Source organism: Streptomyces sp. JLYT201 (genome assembly GCF_059448825.1).
Genome location: NZ_CM182551.1, coordinates 9,159,127 through 9,179,209, shown reverse-complemented (window position 1 = coordinate 9,179,209; position 20,083 = coordinate 9,159,127). Strand labels below are relative to the sequence as shown.

At 72.3% G+C, this 20,083-nt stretch carries 19 protein-coding genes and 1 pseudogene; 16 read left to right on the top strand and 4 right to left on the bottom strand.

Features of this window, described 5'->3' with window-relative positions:
- Positions 1-182 precede the first annotated feature (182 nt).
- The gene (locus tag AC5WAM_RS38665) at positions 183-728 is read right to left on the bottom strand and encodes a DUF1707 SHOCT-like domain-containing protein (protein WP_495523746.1); all 546 of its coding nucleotides are present in this window, start codon (positions 726-728) and stop codon (positions 183-185) included.
- Positions 729-1,259: 531 nt separating this feature from the next.
- Between AC5WAM_RS38665 and AC5WAM_RS38660 the strand changes: the two genes are divergently transcribed.
- From AC5WAM_RS38660 to AC5WAM_RS38635, 6 genes and pseudogenes are all read left to right on the top strand, one after another.
- Positions 1,260-2,096: an alpha/beta fold hydrolase gene (locus tag AC5WAM_RS38660; RefSeq protein WP_495520478.1), complete on the top strand. Its 837-nt coding sequence runs from the start codon at positions 1,260-1,262 to the stop codon at positions 2,094-2,096.
- Between the two features lie 56 nt (positions 2,097-2,152).
- Positions 2,153-2,614 carry a GNAT family N-acetyltransferase gene (locus tag AC5WAM_RS38655; RefSeq protein ID WP_495520477.1) on the top strand — a complete coding sequence of 154 codons (462 nt, stop codon included), beginning with the start codon at positions 2,153-2,155 and terminating at the stop codon, positions 2,612-2,614.
- 109 nt (positions 2,615-2,723) lie between these two features.
- Positions 2,724-3,410, top strand: coding sequence for a GAF and ANTAR domain-containing protein (locus AC5WAM_RS38650; protein WP_495520476.1), 687 nt, complete (start codon positions 2,724-2,726; stop codon positions 3,408-3,410).
- 586 nt (positions 3,411-3,996) lie between these two features.
- Positions 3,997-5,262 (top strand): aromatic ring-hydroxylating oxygenase subunit alpha, encoded by a 1,266-nt coding sequence (locus tag AC5WAM_RS38645; RefSeq protein WP_495520475.1) that lies wholly within the window; start codon positions 3,997-3,999, stop codon positions 5,260-5,262.
- A 33-nt stretch (positions 5,263-5,295) separates the two neighbouring features.
- A pseudogene (locus AC5WAM_RS38640) lies at positions 5,296-5,760 on the top strand (MarR family winged helix-turn-helix transcriptional regulator); the annotation flags it as partial.
- 98 nt (positions 5,761-5,858) lie between these two features.
- Positions 5,859-6,314, top strand: a complete 456-nt coding sequence (locus AC5WAM_RS38635; protein WP_495520474.1) for a winged helix DNA-binding protein — start codon at positions 5,859-5,861, stop codon at positions 6,312-6,314.
- A gap of 28 nt (positions 6,315-6,342) precedes the next feature.
- On the opposite strand, the gene AC5WAM_RS38630 is transcribed toward AC5WAM_RS38635, so the two are convergent.
- Positions 6,343-6,765: a DUF6299 family protein gene (locus tag AC5WAM_RS38630; RefSeq protein WP_366792547.1), complete on the bottom strand. Its 423-nt coding sequence runs from the start codon at positions 6,763-6,765 to the stop codon at positions 6,343-6,345.
- A 291-nt stretch (positions 6,766-7,056) separates the two neighbouring features.
- Here AC5WAM_RS38630 and AC5WAM_RS38625 point away from each other — a divergent pair, with 291 nt between their 5' ends.
- The 3 genes from AC5WAM_RS38625 to AC5WAM_RS38615 all read left to right on the top strand — a co-directional run bounded on the left by AC5WAM_RS38625 (position 7,057) and on the right by AC5WAM_RS38615 (position 12,209).
- Positions 7,057-7,710 carry a DNA alkylation repair protein gene (locus AC5WAM_RS38625; protein ID WP_495523745.1) on the top strand — a complete coding sequence of 218 codons (654 nt, stop codon included), beginning with the start codon at positions 7,057-7,059 and terminating at the stop codon, positions 7,708-7,710.
- 138 nt (positions 7,711-7,848) lie between these two features.
- Positions 7,849-8,193 (top strand): CU044_2847 family protein, encoded by a 345-nt coding sequence (locus AC5WAM_RS38620; RefSeq protein WP_495520473.1) that lies wholly within the window; start codon positions 7,849-7,851, stop codon positions 8,191-8,193.
- Entirely contained in the window at positions 8,169-12,209 is a 4,041-nt protein-coding gene (locus AC5WAM_RS38615) for a trypsin-like peptidase domain-containing protein (RefSeq protein WP_495520472.1), read from the top strand. Before AC5WAM_RS38620 ends, AC5WAM_RS38615 begins: the two co-directional genes overlap by 25 nt.
- A 23-nt stretch (positions 12,210-12,232) precedes the next feature.
- Here the strand turns inward: AC5WAM_RS38615 and AC5WAM_RS38610 are convergent, their stop codons facing one another.
- Positions 12,233-13,114: a hypothetical protein gene (locus AC5WAM_RS38610; RefSeq protein WP_495520471.1), complete on the bottom strand. Its 882-nt coding sequence runs from the start codon at positions 13,112-13,114 to the stop codon at positions 12,233-12,235.
- 709 nt (positions 13,115-13,823) lie between these two features.
- Here AC5WAM_RS38610 and AC5WAM_RS38605 point away from each other — a divergent pair.
- Positions 13,824-14,522, top strand: coding sequence for a LuxR C-terminal-related transcriptional regulator (locus AC5WAM_RS38605; RefSeq protein WP_366792543.1), 699 nt, complete (start codon positions 13,824-13,826; stop codon positions 14,520-14,522).
- Here the strand turns inward: AC5WAM_RS38605 and AC5WAM_RS38600 are convergent.
- Entirely contained in the window at positions 14,489-15,226 is a 738-nt protein-coding gene (locus tag AC5WAM_RS38600; RefSeq protein ID WP_495520470.1) for a TetR/AcrR family transcriptional regulator, read from the bottom strand. The genes AC5WAM_RS38605 and AC5WAM_RS38600 overlap by 34 nt on opposite strands.
- 24 nt (positions 15,227-15,250) lie before the next feature.
- Between AC5WAM_RS38600 and AC5WAM_RS38595 the strand changes: the two genes are divergently transcribed.
- The 6 genes from AC5WAM_RS38595 (at position 15,251) to AC5WAM_RS38570 (ending at position 19,968) form a co-directional block, all read left to right on the top strand.
- Positions 15,251-15,664, top strand: coding sequence for a PaaI family thioesterase (locus tag AC5WAM_RS38595; protein ID WP_366792541.1), 414 nt, complete (start codon positions 15,251-15,253; stop codon positions 15,662-15,664).
- A gap of 180 nt (positions 15,665-15,844) precedes the next feature.
- Positions 15,845-16,582, top strand: a complete 738-nt coding sequence (locus AC5WAM_RS38590; protein WP_366792540.1) for a Phenylacetic acid catabolic protein — start codon at positions 15,845-15,847, stop codon at positions 16,580-16,582.
- Between the two features lie 75 nt (positions 16,583-16,657).
- The gene (locus tag AC5WAM_RS38585) at positions 16,658-17,452 is read left to right on the top strand and encodes a hypothetical protein (RefSeq protein WP_495520469.1); all 795 of its coding nucleotides are present in this window, start codon (positions 16,658-16,660) and stop codon (positions 17,450-17,452) included.
- Positions 17,453-17,536: 84 nt separating this feature from the next.
- Positions 17,537-18,613, top strand: coding sequence for a Leu/Phe/Val dehydrogenase (locus tag AC5WAM_RS38580; protein WP_366792538.1), 1,077 nt, complete (start codon positions 17,537-17,539; stop codon positions 18,611-18,613).
- A gap of 102 nt (positions 18,614-18,715) precedes the next feature.
- Entirely contained in the window at positions 18,716-19,321 is a 606-nt protein-coding gene (locus AC5WAM_RS38575) for a nitroreductase family protein (protein ID WP_495520468.1), read from the top strand.
- Positions 19,322-19,401: 80 nt separating this feature from the next.
- A complete protein-coding gene (locus tag AC5WAM_RS38570) occupies positions 19,402-19,968 on the top strand; it encodes a DUF4291 domain-containing protein (protein ID WP_366792536.1) in 567 nt (188 codons plus the stop codon).
- Positions 19,969-20,083: the final 115 nt, after the last annotated feature.

Below are 20,083 nucleotides of genomic sequence, written 5' to 3'. Positions count from 1 at the left end.
CGGCGACGCGGCCACGAACACCGCCCTAACGGGGGCTGCCATGCAGCCCCCCCTGCACCCGAACAAAAGTTCCCGAAACGACATTGCGCATTCTGTCGCGCGACGTGAGGGACGGCATGGACTTTCCGTGCTCATTACACAAAGGGCGGCGCGCGGCCCGAGCAGGGGGCAGAGCGCGCTCCTCAGCGCCGGGCGTGGCGGACCTTCAGCCGTCCGAACCCCATGGCCCCGCTGATCCGGATCGTCGGCCCGCCGGGGCCGGTGCGCCGCGGGGCCGTGTAGCGCGGCTCCTTCCACCCGGCCTGGAGCGCGCCGATGTCGACGATCGCGTCGCGCGGCACCGTGATCTTGGCCCTGCCCGAGCCGAGCGCCAGCTCGATGTCCACCACCGGATGCTCGAACACCGCCCGGGACAGGTCCAGGTGCACCTTGCCGAACGCCGACGCGACCTTGAGGGTCCTCGGCACCCGCCACGCGCCGCGCCGCTTGATCCGCCCGCTGCCGGCGGCGATCGTGGACGCGGGCTCCGCCTTCGGTTCGGGAAGCGAGGCCAGCGCCGCCGCCAGGTCCTCCCGCGTCCTGGCGGTGAGCGCCCGCTGGAGGCGGTCGTCCATCTCCTCGTGCGCGATGTATCCGCCGGCGTACGCCTCCTGGAGGCGCGTCGCCGCCGCCTCGCGGTCGTCATCGCCGATCAAAGTCGCCGGGCCCGTGGAGGAGTCCGCGGACAGGCCCGTGGAGGAGTCCGCGGGCAGGCCTGTCGGCGCGGCCGCCGATGCCTCTGCCGGTATGCCTGTCGACGGGTCGTTCGGGGGCGAAGTCACCGTTTCACCTTAGTGCCAAGCCAGTTGACGTCACCGTCATGCCCAAACGGGACGGCTCACGGGTCACGGGTCACGGGTCACGGGTCACGGCAGCCTCGTACTCCAGGAGCGTATCGACGAACATCCGCCGCCGATCCGGCGTCAGCGGAGCCGGTGCCGCGTGCCACGCGGCTGCCCCGGGGGGGGGGGGTAAGCCAGGCGGCGATCTCCAGCCGCGAGGCCAACGCGTTGACGGTCAGAGGTCCGTCGAAGAGCGGCCTTCGAGCCCGGCACCCGACCCACGCGGAAAAGGGTGCGGCCGGCCGAGTTCGTCGTCCTCCAGCACACGGCCTCCACGGCGGACTGACACCGGCACGCGCCCCGGCGGCCGACGTCCCCCTGCCGCCCGACCCGACAAGCCACTTGCCCGCCCCGCCCGCCCCTGACAAGGTCACGCCCATGCTTACGTTCTCCTCGTACGACGGAACCAAGATCGCGTACCACCTGTCCGGTGCCGGGGCGCCGCTGGTCTGCCTGCCCGGTGGCATGCGGGACTCCGTCTACCTCGGCGACCTCGGCGGGCTCTCCGCGCACCGGGAACTGGTCATGCTCGACCTGCGCGGCACCGGCAGGTCCGAGGTCCCGGCGGACCTCGGCAGCTGCCGCAGCGACCGGCTCGTCGCGGACGTGGAGGCGCTGCGCGAGCACCTCGGCCTGGAGACCATGGACCTGCTCGCGCACTGCGCGGGCGCGAACGTGGCGGTCCAGTACGCGAGCGAGCACCCGGACCGCGTCGGCACCCTCACCCTGATCACGCCGAGCGTCCTGGCCGTCGGCATCGAGATCAGCGCGGACGTGCGCCGCAGGACCGCGCGGCTGCGCGCCGACGAGCCCTGGTTCCCCGAGGCGTACGCGGCCCTGGAGGCGATCACGGCCGGGCGGGCGACGGGCGGCTCCTGGGAGGCCATCGCCCCCTTCCTGCACGGCCGGTGGGACGAGACCGCGCAGGCCCTCCAGGCCGCCGACGCGGAGCAGAAGAACAGCGAGGTCGTACGGGCCTTCAGCGCGGAGGGCGCCTTCCGTCCGGCCGAGACCCGCGAGGCACTCGCCCGCTTCACCGCGCCGGTCCTGCTGCTCGCCGGGGAGGTCGACCTCAACTCCCCGCCCCCGGCCATGGCCGAACTCGCCGCACTGTTCCCGCGCGCCGAGCTGGTGACGCAGCCGGGCGCGGGCCACCACCCGTGGCTCGACGACGCGCAGCGCTTCGTGAGCACCGTGACGTCGTTCCTGGACTGACCGACCACCCCTTGCCGTAAGTGTTCACCTCGACCTAGGGTCATTACATGTTGCGTATGCGCCAAGCAGTGGGGGACGACGTCCCGGAGCTCGTACGCCTACGGGCGCTGCTGTTCGAGACCCTCGGCGGCGAGTTCTTCAACCCCACGGCAGGGGACGAGGAGTGGCGGCACCACCTCGCCGCGGTCCTCAAGGAGCAGCTGGGTTCGGACACCGTACGCATCCTGGTCGTGGACGGCGACGACGGGCTCGCCGCCTGCGGCATCGGCACCGTCGAGCAGCGACTGCCGGGCCCGCACCTGCGCAACGGCCGGATCGGGTTCGTCCTCGGCGTGGTCACCGACCCCGCCCACCGGCGGCGCGGCCACAGCCGCGCGATCATGCGGGGGCTGCTCGACTGGTTCCGCGAGCAGGGTGCCGCCCGCGTCGACCTGCACGCCTCCCCCGACGGCGAACCCCTCTACCGCGACCTCGGGTTCACCGACCACCCGGACCCCGCGCTGTACTGGCGGCCGTGACGCGCCTCGGGGCCGGGGCTCGTCGACACCCCGCGGCCCGCGCACTTGTGACAGCGCGGAAAGCCGGGTAATCGATTCAACCGGGACGTAGCCGAGACGCGGAGGCGGCATGGACTGGGCCCGGTTCGCACAGCAGATGGCGGCCATGGCGCGGGACCTCCTGGCGCAGGCGTCGGTCGACGACACCCTGCGGCGGATCACCGCGTCGGCCACCGAGCTGGTGGAGGACTGCGACGCGGCGGGCATCCTCGTCCTGCACGGCAAGGACGTGGAGACGCTCGCGCCCACCCACCAGCTGGTCGTGGACAGCGATCGGCTCCAGGAGCGGGTGCGGGAAGGGCCGTGCTTCGACGCCGCCCGCAGCTCCCTCGGCGCCCAGGTCTTCCGCATCGCGGACTTCAGCCGGGAACAGCCGCGGTGGCCCGCCTACGCCCCGCGGGCCCACCGGCTCGGCGTGGGCAGCATGATGGGCTTCCTGCTGTTCACCGAGGACACGGACCTCGGCGCGCTGAACCTCTACTCCCACGAGCCCGGCGCCTTCACCGAGGCCAGCGAGCTGGCCGGGTGGCTCCTCGCCTCCCACGCGGCGGTGGCCCTCTCCAGCGCCCGTACGCACGCCCAGATGGAGCAGGCCGTCTCCACCCGCCACGTCATCGGCGAGGCCATGGGCATCCTCATGGGCAGCCACCACCTCACCGAGGAGCAGGCCTTCGACGTGCTGCGCCGCTACTCCCAGGAGAACAACGTCAAGCTCCGCGAGGTCGCCCGGCGCGTCTGCGAAGGGGGCAGCCTGTGACCCTCGGGCAACGGCTCCGCAGCGACGGCGCATGACCACTCCGGTACCGGGTACCCGCGGCGGGCGGTGACCTCCGGGTACCGAGCCCATCAGGGAATCCCACGCCCCCTGGGTACCCGTCGGGGAGTGCGTCCGCAGGCCGAGTGCGCCTGCGGACGCACGCGGCCGCCACCACCCCCGGTGACGGCCGCCGTCCCGTCGGCATCGCCTCCGTCCGGGACGCCCCGGGCAGCGCCTGCGGAGGCCTCGAGGGAGCCGTGGCCTCGGGCGGCACCGCCGGCCTCGGGCGCACACCGCGCCATGCCTCCGGTCTACTCCCCCGCGCCCGGCTCGGACAGGGGGCAACCGGCCTCCGGTGCGGCACGAGGGCGGCCCGGCGGCCGGGACGTCGCGGCGGGCAGGGCAACGCCGCTGGTCGGCGCGGCCGTCGTACCGCGTCGGCGGTCACGGTCTCCGCCCAGGTGCCCCTGGAGGCGACGGTGCAGTCATTCGAAGGACGTACCCGAAGGTCGTCCTCGGCGTCGATCCGATGCCGGGACCGTCGGCCGAGCATGAAAGTGCCCCCCGGACAAGGCGGTGACCCCTCATGCTCCGCGACGGACTCCCTTCCCCCTCCGATTCCCTCGATTTCCTCCTCTCCGAACTGGCCCGCGTCTCGACGCTTCCGCTGGAGCGCGGCGAGACCCTTCCGGCCCGCGCCTACACCAGTGACCGCTTCCACGAGTGGGAGCGGGAGCGCGTCTTCCGCGGCGACTGGCTGTGCGTCGGCCACGTCAGCCAGGTCGCGCGACCCGGTGACTATCTGCGTACGGACGTCCTCGGCGAACCCCTGGTGATCACGCGGGACGAGAGCGGCGGCCTGCACGCGCTCTCGCGGGTGTGCCGCCACCGCTTCATGGACGTGCTGCCCCCGGAGACCACCCCCGAGCAGGGCACGCTCAAGCGGCTCACCTGCCCGTACCACACGTGGACGTACCGGCTGAACGGCGAGTACGCCGGGCAGTTGGCCGGGGCGCCGCTGATGAACAAGGTCGACTTCGACCGTGCCGCGTGCCGGCTGCCCCGCCACCGCCTGGAGGTGTGGAACGGGCTGCTCATGGTCAACGCCGACCCCGACGCGCCGGCGCTCGGGCCGCGGCTCACCCGGCTCGACGCCGTGCTCGCGCCGTACCGCCTCGCGGATCTGGTCGTCGCGTACACGGCACGCTGGGAGAACGTCCCGGCGAACTGGAAGGTGGCCTTCGAGAACGGCTCGGAGAACTACCACCACATGGGCACGCACGCGGCCACCCTGGAGCCGGTCGTGCCCGGCAAGGACACCGTCGTCGAGGAGTGCGACGGGCGCGGCTTCAGCATGTTCACGCCGTTCGCCGCCGGGCCGGGCGCGGAGCCGGGCGCGGACGGCGCGCCGCAGGTCGGCACGCTCATCCCCGGGCTCGGCGCCCGGCAGTCGTCCGGGATGACCGTCGCGGGCGTCTTCCCGAACCTGGTCCTCGCCCTCGTACCGGACAGCGTCACGTTCCTGCGCTGGATTCCGACGGGCCCGGCCACCCATGACGCGCTCGCGACCGTGCTGGTCCCGGCCGACGCCGCCGACCGGCCGGGTTACGCGGCGTACCTGGCCGCGTCGCGGCAGCAGTTGGAGCTCATCCAGGAGGAGGACCTGGTGGCCGTCCGCGGCGTCCAGCGCGGCCTGGCCGCCGAACCGGCCCCGTCCGGCGGGCGGTTCTCGCATCTGGAGCGCCCACTGTGGCAGTTCCAGCGGTACTTGGCCGACCGGCTCCTGGGCCGCTCGGCGGCGTCGCCCCGGGCCGGTGCCACCGCTGTGGCGGAGCCGCGCGGAAAACAGTAGCCATGGACATAGTAGCCATGTACTCTATCTGTCATGAGCAAGGGTTCCCCGTGCCCCACGCCCGGCTTCCTGGTATGGCGGCTCGCCAACAAGTGGCGCGTCGCGGTCGATCGTGCGGTGGCCCCGCTGGGCCTCACGCACGCGCAGTACTCGCTGGTGGCGTCGCTGTACGGCATGCAGCTGGACGGTGAGCGGCCCAGTCAGCGGCGGCTCGCCGACCACACCGGCCTGGAGGCGCTGTACGTCTCGAAGCTGGCGCGCGCCCTGGAGTCGGCCGGGCTCGTCGAGCGCACCCGCGACCCCCGCGACCCGCGCGCCGTGCAGCTCGCCCTCACCGCGCACGGTCAGGCCGTCACCCGGGAGGCCATCGCGGTGGTCCAGGGGTTGCTCGGACAGCTCCTGGAACCGCTGGGCGGTCTCGACGCCCCGCGCACGCGGGAGTTCACCGCCGAGCTCAGCACCCTGCTCGACGCACCTCTCACTCCGGCCGCGCCACACGCTCCGGACGCACCGACCACACCGGCCGCGCCGCACACTCCGGTCACTCCGGCCACGACCGCCGTACCGAACGACGAGAGCACTCAGGGGAGAACGCCATGACCACCACCGCATCCACCACCGCGCCCCTCGCCGACGCCCGCGCCCTCGGCCTGGCGCACTACGCCGCGCGCGGCGTCCTGGAGCGCGTCCTGACCCGGCACGGCGTCACCTTCCAGCAGCAGATCGCCCTGCGCGCCGCCGTCACCGCCGACACCCCGCGGACCCCGGACGCCCTCGTCGCACAGGTCCGGGACATTCTCAAGGCCGATCCGGACGCCGTCCGCGCCACGCTCGACGAGCTGGTGGCCAAGGGACTGCTCGTCGCGGACGGCACGCACCTCCTCCCCACGGACGCGGGGCGCGAGCTGCTCGCCGCCGCGGGGGCGGAGATCGCCCCCGTCAGCGCCCGCATCTGGGGCGGCATACCCACCGAGGACCTGGCCGCCGCCGGGCGCGTCCTCGCCCTGGTCGCCGAGCGCGCCAACGCGGAGCTGGCGGCGCTCGACGCCTGACGCCGTGGCGGGTGCCGTACGCCCCCGGCTAGCGCAGCTCGACCTGGGCCTCCTCGTGGGAGAGCGGCTGCGGCATCGGCAGGCCGCTCTTCGTGGACAGCTTCATCAGGTGGGCCCGCACGGTGGCCTCACCCCGCTCGTAGCGGGCACCGGTGCCCTTGCTGCTGTTGGTCCACTCGCGGACCTCGCCGTCGCAGACCGCGGCGGTGCCGCCGATGCCGGTGGACTCGTCGCCCTGGACGAGGGTGCTGCTGACGAACACCGGACCCGGGGAGCCGTCGGGCAGACAGCGGTACGTGCCGGAGAGCGTGATGGTGCCGTCGGCGGCGAGCGTGCCGGTGCCGTTGACGGTCAGGTCGTCGAACCGGCCCGCGTGGGCGGGCGTGGCCGCGGCGAGGCCCGCGATGAGCAGGGTGTTCGCGGCGGCACCGAGGGCGAGGCGGACGCGCATGACTGGCCTTTCGGGAAGTGGGGGGCGGTATTGCCGCCGCCAGGCATACCGGAACGCACCGTTCGTCGCTCGTAACCTCACTCGTTCGGGGACGAGTTGCGGGCCCGGGGGACGCATCCGGAGCCCACCGCTCACTCGCGCGCGGCGCACCCGGATGCCCGCCCTCGCCGTGTGCGGCGGCTCCCCACCGGGCCGCCGACCGCCTTCCGGCCTAGGCTGAAAGCCGTACCTGAGGGACGGGAGACCGAGGTGGCCCAGACGACGCCGACCGGGACGACGGTCACCGAAGTGATGGCCGAGCTGGCCGCGCTGGAGGACCCGAAGACGCGCGCGGTGAACGAGAAGCACGGCGACGACCACGGGGTGAACCTCGGCAGACTGCGCGCGCTCGCGAAGCGCCTGAAGACCCAGCAAGAACTCGCGGCCGGGCTCTGGGCCACGGACGACACCGCGGCGCGGCTGCTCGCGCTCCTGATCTGCCGCCCGAAGGCCTTCACCCGCGACGAGCTGGACGCCATGGTGCGCGCGGCGCGCACACCCAAGGTGCACGACTGGCTCGTGAACTACGTGGTGAAGAAGAACCCGCACGCCGAAGAGCTGCGGCTGGCCTGGTCCACCGACACCGACCCCGTGGTCGCGAGCGCGGGCTGGGCGCTGACCACCGAACGCGTGACGAAGAAGCCCGCGGGCCTCGACCTCGCGGGGCTCCTCGACGTCATCGAGGCGGAGATGAAGGACGCCCCCGACCGTCTGCAGTGGGCGATGAACCACTGCCTGGCGCAGATCGGCATCGAGCACCCCGAGCACCGCGCCCGCGCGATCGCCATCGGCGAGCGCCTGGGAGTGCTCAAGGACTACCCCACGTCCCCGGGGTGCACGTCTCCGTTCGCGCCCGTCTGGATCACCGAGATGGTCCGCCGGCGGCAGGACGAGCCGACGGCCTGATCAGCGCGGCTCCGCGCGGTGGACCGAGCACGGCCCCCTCGGCACCACAGAGTCCCAACTCCACTGTTTTCCAGCCACATTGGAGATACTCTACGTACCGATTCGGCTACTTGTCGCATGGGTGCTGTGGGGGGAAACGTGCGAGATGGACGGCTCGGTGGCGCATCGGATCAGCTGATCCCGCTGGATGTGGAGGGGCAGACGGTCTACATGGCCGTCAGCGAGCTCGACGGCCGGTACGGCGAGGAGCGGGAGGTTTCCGGCCGCGCCCGCCGCAGTCTGGACGAGGCCCTCGAAGGGCTGACGAGCACGGCCCGGGCAGTGGTGGCCCGGCTGCGGCAGATCGAGGCCACCCGCGTGCGGGTCCAGTTCGGCTGCGAGTTCGCCGTCGAGTCGGGCTCCGTCGTCGCCGTGGTCGGCAAGGCACGGACGTCCTCGGCCTTCGTGGTGGAGCTGGAATGGGAAAGGCCACCGGCCCCGTGATCCGGGCCGCCCCGACCGGCTGGGAAGGGCTTCTGAAAGCGGCGACCGTACGCCTCGAGCCGCCCTCCGGAGAGGTCGGCACCGGGTTCGTCGTGGCTCCCGGCCTGGTGGTGACCTGTGCACACGTCATCGCCGAGCGCGAGGAACTGCTCCCGGACCGCGTGCGGGGACGCGTCGTGGCCCTCGAACGCGAGCTCCGTCTGGAACCCGTGCGCGACTCCTACGTCCGGGACCGGGAGAGCGGCCTCGACCTGGTCCTGTTGCGGATCACCGACCGGCACCGCACGTCGGAGGCCACCCTCCCGCCGGTCCTGGCCTCAGGTGTCGTGGAGATCGGCGACGACCTGTGGACGTACGGCCATCCCGTCGGCAAGTTCCACCCGGGGCAGTCCACGAACCTGCGCTACCAGGGCACGGACCTGCACAGCGAGGAACCCGGCGCGCCCTGGCTCCCTCGCGTGGCGGGGCAGGTGGGCGCGGGCTGCAGCGGCAGCGCGGTGATCAATGTCCGGACCGGTGCCGTGTGCGGCATGGTGAGCACCTCCGACCTCTCGGGGAGCGCTCACCTGGTACCCGTGGACCAGATCCTGGCGCGCTGCCCCGCGGGCACCGAACGGGCGGCCCTGAGGGGTGAGTGGCCGCGCGTGCTGACCGAGAGCCAGCTCGAAGCCGCCGGCTGGCGGTATCTGACCCCACGGCTGCGGGAGTACCTCACGGCCGCCGCCGCCTCGGCCGACGCCCACCCCTACCCGTCGATCGAGGGCAAGGCCCCCTTGTCCCTTTCGATCGTGTACGTCCGCCGCTACGCCGACGAGACCTCGCGCGACGAGGAGCCGGAGCAGGCGGGCGCGGACGGGGCGGACCAGCGGTCGGCCGACGCAGGGCGGGAGAGCGAGGCACCGGGGCACGGCGGCACGAGCGGGACGTCCGAGGACCGGCGCCCGCGTCAGCAGGACGGCGAGCGGATCCTGGCCGAGGCGTTGTTCGAGCTCGACGAGGACGTGCTCCTCGTGGGCGCTCCCGGCGCGGGCAAGTCGAGCCTGCTGCGCCAGGCGGTGACGGACCTGGCCGGCCGCTGGGGCGAGGAGGACTCCCGGCCCGGAGTGATTCCGGTCCGGATGGACGCCAAGGAGTTCAAGGCCGACGTCCAGCCGCTCGCCGCGATCGCCGCGGCCGCGGACGGCGTCGCCGCCCCGTCGGCGGCGGGCTGGCCCGCCCATTGGTTCGACGGCCCCCCGCTCCCTGCGGTGCGCTGGCTGGTCCTCGTGGACGGGCTCGACGAGGCGGGCGGCCCTGAGGCCCGGGCGACGGTGCTGCGGAAGATCGGCGAGGTGCGGGCCGGTTCCATCGGCGACGACTACCGCTTCCTCGTGACGACCCGCCCCCTGCCGTCCGAGGGGAGAGACCCCGCGAACCTGCGCCGCTTCGATCTGCTGCCCCTGGACTCCGCCCAGCTGCCGGAGTTCGCAGGGCGGTGGTTCACGGCCTTGGAGCTGGACGAGCCCTGCTCGGTGAGGGACCGCTTCATGGACCGGCTGTCCGCCTCGGGGATGGCGGAGCCGGCCAGGACCCCGCTGATGGCCTCCATGCTGTGCCAGTTGTTCGCGATGGACCAGCGCAAGCCGTTGCCCCGCGGGCGCAGCGCCGTCTACCGCGCCTTCGTCGGGGCGATCCTGGACGACCCGCGCTGGGTCCGGAGCACGACCATGGCCCCGCGCATCGAGGAGGAGGCCGAGTCCCGCTGCGGCCCCCTGGGCGTCACCGCGCTCAAAGCCGTCCGTTCGGGACTGCCCGACGACATCGAACGCCTCGCCCTGGAGCGGTACGAGGGCGAGAGACGCCCGGCCGTGGACCTGTTGACCGAGTGGCACGCCACGCCCTGCCCGGCCGAGGCGGACCCGGGCCGGGGGAGGTGGGCCGGTCTGCTCGCCTACGCCCTCCCCGAATTCCTGCGCGACAGCGGACTGCTCGTGCAGCGACGGCAGGACTTCGTCTTCATCCACCAGACGTTCGCCGAGTTCCTCATCGCCAAGCGGATCGCCGACAGCGACGGCCGCAGCCACGCCGAGTTCCGCCGCCTGTTCGGCCACGGTCCCCGCTGGCCGGGCTGGGCCATGTGGCTGACCAGGACCGCGGAGCCTGCGGGCGACTCGATCGCCCGCTTCCTCATCGACGCCTGGGGGCACAAGCGACAGCGCGGGCTCCAGCAGGCCCTGTGCCATCTGGCCACCGGCCCGGGCGGGGCGAAACTCATCGCCACCCTGGTCGCGGACGGGGCGGAGGTCGATGCCGCCGCGCGGCAGTCCGCCACCGCCGTTCTGCACGGCAAGGCCCGCCTCGGCGACCATGAAGCCGCGGTGGCCCTGGCCCGGATGGGAGACGCCCGGGGCGTGCGGATCCTGACCGCCATGGCGGATCAGCCGAGCTACGACTCCGGCCGGCAGCTCAACGCGGCCACGGCCCTGGCCGATCTCGGCGATGCCCACGGTCCCCGGGTCATGTGCACCTTGGCAAAGGACCCCGCCCACCCCGACACCGTGCGGGCGGCCGAGGAACTCATCCGCCGGAACGACCCGCGCGGCGCGAGGGCCCTGCTCGCCCACGTGACACGCCCCGGAACTCCGTCGCAGGTGTGGAGCTCCGCGGCCTATGGGCTGGCCGATCTGCGGCATCCCGAGGGCATCGCGGCTCTCCAGGCGCGTATGGCGGACACCGGTGAACCCGCTGCGACGCGGATCGTACTGGCCCGCGTGCTGACCGACGTCTGTGCCCCGCGGGCCGCGGAGGCGATGGCGCAGCTCGTACGCGACGACCTGCAGCTCGATGTGCGGAGCGAGGCGCTCGGGGTGCTGACCTTCCTGGCCCGCACCACTCCACGGGCCGCTGCCCTGCTCGCGGGCGTGGCGGCGGAGCCCGGGCTTCCGGCGGAGTTGCGGATCGAGGCCGCCGGTCGCCTCCCGAACCGCGCAGAGCAGGAGCAGGTGCTTCTGGCCGCGGCCGAGGCCCCGGCGACGAGCGCCGACCTACGGCTGAAGGCCCTGAGCTGCGTGCAGGGCGCGGACGCACGGCGCGTCCGCATTTTGCTTCCCGTCATTGCTGACTCCACGGTTCCGGCCATGCTGCGGTACGACGCGGCGCAGCGGCTGCCGCCCTCACCCGCGCCTCGAAAGGAATGCCAGCGGGCGCTCTCCTCCCTGCTGACGGACCCTTCCCTGCCGCCCGATCGACGCGCGGCACTCATCCGGCATCTGGCCGTCTGGTGGACCGAACAGCCCCGCACCCCGCGGGAGGAGCGGCAGCCGTCGTCCTGGTGGTGCGACACGGTCTGCGCCCTGATCCTCGACGGAACGAGACCCGATGCCGAACGGCGTGGGCTGATCGAGGAGTTGACGTACGCGTGGGCGTGGAGGGCCCTCACCGCGCTGGCCTCGTCGGCGGCACTGCCCGGCGCACTGCGCCGCATGGCCGCGCGTGCGGCGCAGCAGACGCGCCCGGCTGACGACGTGCCCGACGCACGGCTGAAGCTGGTGCGGGACGCGACGGTGGAGCCGCGCCACCGCCTCGCGGCGCTCTTCGAGGCCCTGGGGGAGCGGGCCGTCCCCCTCGCGCTCGACCTGGCCCGCCTCCTGCGCGACCTCGCCGTCACGGTGGCGGAGGGCACCGAGCGGCTCCTGTACCGGCTCCTGCAAGTGGTCTTCGTCGCCCTGCTCGCCGCCTTGCCCGTCTTCGTCGCGGTCACGGCCAACGCGTTCTCGGCCGTGTGCGCGGCCGACCACCCGCCCGAGGACTGGAAGCTACGCGCCTACCTCCTGACCACGGCCCTGCTCGTCAGCACGGTGTACATCGGCGCGACCGCGGTCGCCGACACGGGCAGCACGGGCCGACAGGTCCTGCTGTGCGGCCTGCTGGCGGCCGTCGCGCTCGGCTTCCTGAGAGCGCCGCAGCTCCCGGCCCTCAACGCGATGGGCTCCTACCTCGCGGCCACCATTCCGTGGGACGGGGACCTGAGGGTCTGAGGGCGCCGCCCGTCGGGCGGGCGCTAGGGCAGCGCGGTCCACTGGGGCGCCGGTGTGGGTCCCGGTCGTGCGGTGATCTCCGCGCCCTTGGCCCAGTCCCGGTACTCCACGCGGAAGCCGTCGGTGCCGGAGCCCGACGGCACCTCGGTCTTCAGGGACTCGGGCAGGTCGCGCGCCGTCACGACGAGGGTGAAGCGGACTGCGCCGTCACGGCGGCCGGCCGCGTACGGGCGGTAGAGGCGGCCGACGGCCGGGTCCGCGGCGAGGGTGCGCAAGGGCGTGCTGCCGGTGAAGGTGCGCAGGCCCCGCGCGCGCCGCGTGGTCAGTTCGGTGGCGCCGTCGAGGAGCGCCGCGAGATGCGCGGGCTCGGCCAGCCACCGGGCCTCCAGGGCGTTGCGCAACGCGATGTCGTCCCGCGCCGCGGCGGTGGCGTCGGGCACGGTGCGGTACGCGCCCTGCGGGCCGTACTCGGGGCCGGTCATCTCCTTGTCGGGGGTGATGACGGCGCGGTTGCCGATCAGCACGATCTCCGGCGGGTACCAGGCGTGGCCTTCGCCCATGTCGTACAGGACGTGGGTCGCGGCCCGGGCGGGGGCGCCGTCGCGCAGCTCGAGGCGGGCCTGGCCGGTGAAGAAGTCGGGGTCGCCGCCCTCGCGGGCCAGGACGTCGACGCCGACCCGCCGCTGGGCCAGCATCGCGGCGCGTACGGCCTCGGCCCGGGAGGGGGCCCGGGCGGCGGCCGACGGCTGCGCCCGGCCGCCACCGCCGGAGTCGTCGTCGCCGGGCCACAGCAGATGGGCGCCCAGTCCCCCGGCGGTGCCCGCCAGCAGGCCGACCGCGACGGCCACGGCCAGCGCGCGGCGCCGCGGCCCCGCGGGCTTCGGAGAGATCCCTTGGTCGCGCACGGCCCAGCCCCTTCCGCACCGCCCCAGCACGCCGACGCGCGCCCGCGCCGACGAGAGGACTACACGGTAGGTGCGTACGCGACGGGCGTACGGCGCTTCTCCGGATTCCCGGCGGAAGGGGTGAACGGCCGCCGTCCCGAAGCGAGATCGTCCGTAACGCGCTCTCTCTTCCTTGTACCGCACACGGGGCGGGATTGACCGATTCGAGCTGGGCACCTCCCGCAATGGCCAAATCCGGAATATCTCCTTCTTATCTCCCCATGGAGGTGACCGTGTTGTACGCTCGCCGTGAGCCTGACGTCCGGCCGAGGGGTGGCATCTTGGGTGTGACGGAGGCGCTCACGCGCATGGCTGATTTTCCCCGTCGGCCCTAGCGCAGCCGGGGGCGGCCCGCATGGCCGGATACCGGCACGAAAACTCAGACCAGTGAGGGGTGCGCGTCGGACAACCCGCACGCGAACCTCCGCTGCGGCGCTTCGCACTCGCTCCGCACCGGTTCAGCATTGATCGCCCCGATGCCGTGAAGAACTGCGCTATGCCGACGGTTCATGGAAATGGCTCGCATTGCCGCCTTTCCCACCCAAAGCAACGGCAATTGCGACGCATTGACAGATCGGCACCATCTGACCTTATTCGATCTTGTGGCTGCTCCGACGCCCGGCCTCCACAGAGGCCCCGGACGGCCATACGGGGGAAAAGGAAGCCGCACATGGCTCAGATACGACTGCTGATCGCCGATGACCGCATCGTGACCCGATCCGGTCTCGTGGCGATGAGCAGGGAAGCTCCCGGACTCGATGTGGTCGGCGTGGCCCAGGACATGGCCGGCGTCGTGACCGCCGTCGACTGCCTGGACCCCGACATCGTCCTCCTCAATCTCCGCAAACTCTCGGGGGACGGCCTGCGCCGTCTCGCCCAACTCATCGGCGCGCACGTCTCGATCATCGTGCTCTGGTGTCATGACTCCGCCGTCACCGTCCAGGACGCGTTACGGGCCAAGGTCGCCGGATTCATGGCCCTGGAGATCCTGCAAGAGGAATTCGCCGGCGTGATCGCCCTGGTCGACCGCGGCTGCGCCGCCTATCTCTTTCCGCGCGAACGGATCCGCGATATCAGCGACGGCTGTTCGACGCCGGTGCCCTCGGGGGCGATGTCGACGCTCACGTCACGGGAGAGCGACGTACTGCATCTGCTCGCGGGCGGCATGACGAACAAACAGATCGGTTCCGCCCTGCATATCGCGGAGAACACGGTGAAGAAACACGTGCATCGCGCGATGGGAAAGATATCGGCCTCCAGTCGCGTGGAAGCCGCACTCCTGGTGTCCCGGCTCGGCCCGCTGGACGTGACGGCCCACGACCGCGCCGCCGCGGGTCAGCAGAAAAGCGATTTGAGCAGCACCTCATAGGTGCGTCCGGCGCCGACGACCGTCGCGGCGCCCTTCATCGCCACCTCGTGTCCGAGTGACGTCAGAGCGCCGAGCAGCACGAGCGCGAGCCGGCGGGACCCGTCGGCGCCCGCCTCCGCCGCGCCGGGGCAACCGCGCGCGAGGCGGGCCCGCTCCACCAGGCGGACCGTCGACGACAGCCACCACTGCTCGTCGATCCGGCGCCACCGCTCGTAGCCGAGGACCGCGGGCGCGTCGAGCAGGAGCACCCGGGCGACGGCCGGGTCGGCGCAGAAGCCGAGGAACTCCAGGCCGGATCGCAGGAGGAGCGGGACGGGCGCGCCCTCGACGGCGCGCCCCGCCCCACGCCCCTCGGCGGCACGGTCCGCCCCACGGCCCTCGGTAGCGCGGTCCGCCTCCCGGCTCTCGACGGCGCGACCCGCCCCGCCGCCCTCCGGCACTCGGTCCTCCATCGCGCCGGCCGACTCGCCGGACCGGATCCGGGCGGCCAGCTCCCGATGGATGTCGTGCACGACGTCCACCAGCAGCGCCTCCTTGCCCGGCCAGTGGTGGTACAGCGCCCCGGTCGTGAGCCCGGCACTCCGCGCGATCTCCGCGATGGTCGTGGCGGAGTACCCGCGGTCACCGAACAACTGACGTGCCGTACGGATGAGTTGGGCCCGGGTGGCCTCGGTGCGCTCTGCGTTGGATCTGCGCGGCGACATACCGAACGATGCTATGTTCCTTCGATGATGGATGTCGACGCGGCCCAAGCTGTCCTCGATAACAGCCCCTTCGGCCCCTGGTGGGGATTCAGGGTGGAAGCCGTCGCCAAGGGGCACGCCAGGGTCTCGCTGCCCCAGCGCCCCGAGCTCTTCCGCCCCGGCGGCGTCCTACAGGGCGGATGCGCCATGACGCTCGCCGACGTGACCTGCTGGATCGCGATCATGTCGCTGTTCGGCGAGGACGACCCGTCCGTCACCCAGCAGATGACGACGAGCTTCCTCGGCCCGGCCCGCACCGATCTGAGCTGCGAGTCCACCATCGTCAGGCCTGGCCGTCTGATCGTCTACGGCACGGCCGAGACGACCGACACGGCGGGCAAGCTCGTCTCCCACCACACCCTCACCTACATCCGGCCGCCGCGGCGCGAGGGCGCCTGAGGCCGGGCACTCCCCCGGCCCGCCGGGCGCCCGGCCGGACCCCGGAAAACGCCCGGAGTACCACCAAAGAGCCACCGGAATACCCCCATCGTGCCCCAGTGATATGGCCCCAACGTGGCCTGTCGACCTCGCGAGTCGGCCGGATAGTCTCCATTTCTCGGCTACCCGGAGGAGATTCGTATGGGAGACGTCTTTTCGGAGACTGTAAACCTGGAGAGTGTCGGTGAACTCCCCGAGGAATACCACGAGGTACTGACACATCAGATGCTCGCCAATGGTGAGGGCGAGCTGAGTGCAGGCGACACCTACGTCGATTCGTTCTACCCGCTCGCGCCCAATGCCGACGAGCGCTATGTGTGCCTCAAGTTCGGCATGGAAGAGGTGGACCATTTCCGCCGCTTCGCCAAGCTGCTCACGCCGCTCGGCATCGACACCTCGCACATGGTGAACCAGGCCGTGGCGGACCGGCGCTATTTCCCGGCCGAGAGCATGACCACCCAGGTCACCGTCTGGGAGGAGCGCGCCGCGTTCAGCTTCCTCTGCGAGCTGGAAGGGCACTTCCAGATCAAGGAGATGACCACGAGCACCTACGGGCCGCTGCGCGTCGAGGCCGACGCGATCCTCAAGGAGGAGGCCCGGCACTTCGGCTACGGCAAGCGCCTGATGCAGGAGGCGTACGACGCGGGCGGGCAGGCCCGTGACCGGGCGCAGAAGGCGCTGGACAAGTTCTACCCGATGGCGCTCGACATGTTCGGGCGGCCCGACTCCCGGCGCGGCCGCCTCGCCGTCAAGTGGGGTCTGCGCAAGCACGACAACGGCGAGCTGCGCGAGCTCTACAAGGCCGCGATCGCCCAGCACATCGAGAAGATCGGCTTCTCCGTGCCCAAGATCGACCCCTCCCAGCTGCAGTACGCCTGAGCGGCGTCGGCCCGCCCTCCCCGGCGCCTCCGCGCTTCCCCCCGGGCCCCACCCACCTCACCGGAGTAGGAATCGATGACGACGACCGACACGCTGATCGACCGGATCAAGACGCACCGCGTCTTCGACCACCCCCTCTACGACCACTGGGCCGCGCGGCCCCCGACGGCCGAGGTCTCGGGCGCCCTCTTCCACCAGGTGCAGTCGTTCTGCGCCTCCACCCGCCCCGGCGGCGACTTCCCCACCGCCCTGCGGGGCATCGGCTGGGACGAGCAGGCCGTCCTCATCGAGGAGATCGTCGACAGCGAGTCGGGCCACGGCCCCGAACTCGCGACGATGGCGGGCCACATCGTGAACCGCACCGGTTCGCCCGTCTTCGACGACGTGTACGACACCGAGCGGGTCGAGGCGTGGCTCAAGACGTCGTCGGACCGGCTGCTCGCCGGGCTGCCCGGCTACGACCGCGAGACCGGTCTGACGGCTCAGGCCACGGCCGCCATCGAGGTGTTCAAGCGCCGCTTCTCCTCCGACGCCGACACCACCGTGCGCAACCTGGGCACGGCCCTCGCCCTTGAGATCATCTCCAACCAGTCCCTGATCCCCGGTGAGAAGCGCGCCCTCATCGACTCCGGTCATTACAAGACCGACCTCGAAGAGCCGGAAATGCACTACATGGCGGAGCACTGGGGCGACGCGGGTGCCGAGCAGCAGCACGAGGCGAATGTGATCCAGGCCGTCTCGTCCGTCATGGACGCGTCGAACAGCGACCAGATCACCCAGGGCGTGGAGGACTTCCTGGAATCGCTCTGCGCGTTGTGGGACGTCCTGGACGCGGCCCTGCTCTCGTCAGGAATTCAGCCGACCGAATAGTTCACTGCCGGACGGGCCGGCGGTTCACGCCTGACGGCGGGGCCGCCGGTCCGGCCGTCACCGGACGGAATTCTGGGGTGGGTCATGAGTGTTTTCGACGAAATCGACGGCCACGAGCAAGTGCTTTTCAGCACCGGCCCCGGCGGGCTCCGGTGCGTCATCGCCATTCATTCGACGCTGTTGGGCCCCGCGCTCGGCGGCGTCCGTTTTCTTCCCTACCGTGACGACGACCAGGCGATCAGCGACGCGTTGCGCCTCTCCCGGGCCATGACGTACAAAGCGGCGTGCGCGGGACTCGACATCGGGGGCGGCAAAGCGGTCATCTTCGGCGGCCCCGGCGTGGAGAAGTCCGAGCCGCTGCTCCGCGCCTTCGGGCAGGCCGTCGAGAGTCTTTCCGGCCGATTCATCGCCGCCTGCGACATGGGCATCACCACCGCCGACCTCCGCGTCATGCGCAAGGAGTCCCAGTGGATCCGCGGCCTCGACGCCGAGGAGGGCGGCTCCGGCGAGTCGGGGGCGATGACCGCGTACGGCGTGAGCCTAGGCATCCGCGCGTGTCTGCGGCACCTCGACGGCGACGAGGGCCTGGAGGGCCGGCACGTCGCCATCGACGGCGTCGGCAAGGTGGGCGCCCGGCTCGCGACGCTCCTCGCGGAAGGGGGCGCGCGCCTGACGGTTGCCGACATCGACCAGGAGAAGGCCGAGCAGGTGGCCAGGGCGTGCGGGGCGGAGGTCGTGAGCCGGGAGAAGCTCTACCTGCTCGACGTGGACGTCCTCAGCCCGAACGCCATCGGCAACGTCATCGACGCCGACCTCGTGGACCGGCTCCGCTGCCGGGTCGTCGCGGGCGGGGCCAACAACCAGCTCACCGCGCCGATGGTCGCGGACCGGCTCGCGGCACGCGGCATCCTCTACGCGCCGGACTTCGTCATCAACGCGCTCGGCCTGATCCAGGTGGTCGACGAACTGCACCCCGCGGGCCACGACATGGACCGGGTCAGGCAGCGCGCCGAGCTCATCCCGGAACGCCTCGGCGAGATCTTCAACCGGTCCCGGCACCTGCGGATCAGCACCGCAGCCGCAGCGATCAGCATGGCCAGGGACCGCCTCGCGGCGGTGCGGACGGTGCGGTCGTTCTGGCTGCCGCCGCGCTGCGCCTGAGCCACCGCCCGCCGGTACGGACCGAAGCCCGGTCCCCGCCGGTACGGACCGAGACCCGCCCCCGACGAAAGGACGCCCGACCACCATGAGGAGCGACCGCTGATGGAGTTGGAAGCCGCGATACGCACGCGCCGCAGCCAGCACCGGCTGATCGACCCCGCCCCGAGCGACGAGGAGTTCGTCGATCTGCTCGGCTGGGCCGCGACCGCGCCGGATCACGGCCACCTCCGCCCCTGGCGGTGGATCCTCGTGCGCGGCGAGAGCCGGGCGGCGCTCGGCGCGGCCTTCGCGTCCGGCGCCGCCGACGCGGAGGCCGTCCAGCGCGAGGCGCGCAAGCCGCTGCGCGCCCCGCTCCTGGCCACCCTGGTGCTCGTCCCGCAGCGCAACCACCGCGTACCGGACTGGGAGCAGCTGGCCGCGAGCAGCGCCATGGTCAACTCGCTGATGCTGCTGCTCCACGACCGCGGCTTCGGCAGCATGTGGCGCACCGGCCCCTCGGTCGACTCCACAGGCCCCCGCCTGCTCCTCGACCTGGCCCCGCACGAACGCATCATCGGCTGGCTCTACGTGGGGACCCCGGACCCCACCCGCCGCTCCGTCCCCCGCACCCCGGTCCCGGTCGAGCACCGGGTCTCCCTGTTCACCCCGCCGCGGCCCGCGTCGGCGGGGGCCCGCCTCGCGGAGGGGGTCACCAGCGCCGTCCCGTAGCCGGGGCGGCTGCTCACCCGGCCCCCGCGCGGGGGAAATTGACTCGCCGCGCCGCCGGAGCGGATGACAGGGTGCGGCACATGTCGTCCCTTTACCAGATTCGTGCCGACTACGACGCGCGCACGATCGTGCTCTATCAGGCGTACTCACCCGCCATCGCCGACGCGGCGCTGCGGGCGGGCCGCTTCGTCGCGCCGTTCTCGTTCCACCGGATGACGTGGATCAAGCCCTCGTTCCTGTGGCTGATGCACCGCAGCAACTGGGCCCGCAAGTCCGGTCAGGAGCGCGTCCTCGCGGTACGCGTGAGCCGTGCGGGCTGGGAGGAGGCGCTGTCCCAGGCCGTCCTGACGACCTCGGATCCGGCGGCCGTGGCGCAGGCGGCCGTGCACGTGCAGTGGGACCCGGAGCGCTCGCCGCGCGGGGCGGCGCTGAACCACTACAGCATCCAGGTCGGCATCGGCCGCCAGCTGATCCGTACGTTCACCGACGACTGGATCGTCAGCCTCACCGACCTCACCCCGCAGGTCCGCAAGGCCGCCGCCCTCATCCAGAGCGGCCACGCCGCCAAGGCGCCGCGACTGTTCCCCGCGGAGCGCGTCTACCCGCTCCCCCGCGCCCTGGAAGACCGCCTCTGCCCGCGCAGGTGAGACCCTGGTGGTGCCCTCCGCACTCCCAGTCGGCGCGGACACTCCCCCACTGTGCACCGCGTCACCACTGGCTTTCGCGGATGCTCCCACGGGTACGACTAAGCCGTGTCGGGCC

What these genes read in the sequence shown, in the direction of transcription:
- AC5WAM_RS38575 (WP_495520468.1), top strand. Translation starts at nt 18,716, where the DNA reads ATGGAGTTGGAAGCCGCGATACGCACGCGCCGCAGCCAGCACCGGCTG.
- AC5WAM_RS38585 (WP_495520469.1), top strand. Translation starts at nt 16,658, where the DNA reads ATGACGACGACCGACACGCTGATCGACCGGATCAAGACGCACCGCGTC.
- AC5WAM_RS38600 (WP_495520470.1), bottom strand. Translation starts at nt 15,226, where the DNA reads ATGTCGCCGCGCAGATCCAACGCAGAGCGCACCGAGGCCACCCGGGCC.
- AC5WAM_RS38580 (WP_366792538.1), top strand. Translation starts at nt 17,537, where the DNA reads ATGAGTGTTTTCGACGAAATCGACGGCCACGAGCAAGTGCTTTTCAGC.
- AC5WAM_RS38590 (WP_366792540.1), top strand. Translation starts at nt 15,845, where the DNA reads ATGGGAGACGTCTTTTCGGAGACTGTAAACCTGGAGAGTGTCGGTGAA.
- AC5WAM_RS38570 (WP_366792536.1), top strand. Translation starts at nt 19,402, where the DNA reads ATGTCGTCCCTTTACCAGATTCGTGCCGACTACGACGCGCGCACGATC.
- AC5WAM_RS38595 (WP_366792541.1), top strand. Translation starts at nt 15,251, where the DNA reads ATGATGGATGTCGACGCGGCCCAAGCTGTCCTCGATAACAGCCCCTTC.
- AC5WAM_RS38635 (WP_495520474.1), top strand. Translation starts at nt 5,859, where the DNA reads ATGACCACCACCGCATCCACCACCGCGCCCCTCGCCGACGCCCGCGCC.
- AC5WAM_RS38625 (WP_495523745.1), top strand. Translation starts at nt 7,057, where the DNA reads ATGGCCGAGCTGGCCGCGCTGGAGGACCCGAAGACGCGCGCGGTGAAC.
- AC5WAM_RS38650 (WP_495520476.1), top strand. Translation starts at nt 2,724, where the DNA reads ATGGACTGGGCCCGGTTCGCACAGCAGATGGCGGCCATGGCGCGGGAC.
- AC5WAM_RS38645 (WP_495520475.1), top strand. Translation starts at nt 3,997, where the DNA reads ATGCTCCGCGACGGACTCCCTTCCCCCTCCGATTCCCTCGATTTCCTC.
- AC5WAM_RS38660 (WP_495520478.1), top strand. Translation starts at nt 1,260, where the DNA reads ATGCTTACGTTCTCCTCGTACGACGGAACCAAGATCGCGTACCACCTG.
- AC5WAM_RS38630 (WP_366792547.1), bottom strand. Translation starts at nt 6,765, where the DNA reads ATGCGCGTCCGCCTCGCCCTCGGTGCCGCCGCGAACACCCTGCTCATC.
- AC5WAM_RS38605 (WP_366792543.1), top strand. Translation starts at nt 13,824, where the DNA reads ATGGCTCAGATACGACTGCTGATCGCCGATGACCGCATCGTGACCCGA.
- AC5WAM_RS38655 (WP_495520477.1), top strand. Translation starts at nt 2,153, where the DNA reads ATGCGCCAAGCAGTGGGGGACGACGTCCCGGAGCTCGTACGCCTACGG.
- AC5WAM_RS38615 (WP_495520472.1), top strand. Translation starts at nt 8,169, where the DNA reads ATGGGAAAGGCCACCGGCCCCGTGATCCGGGCCGCCCCGACCGGCTGG.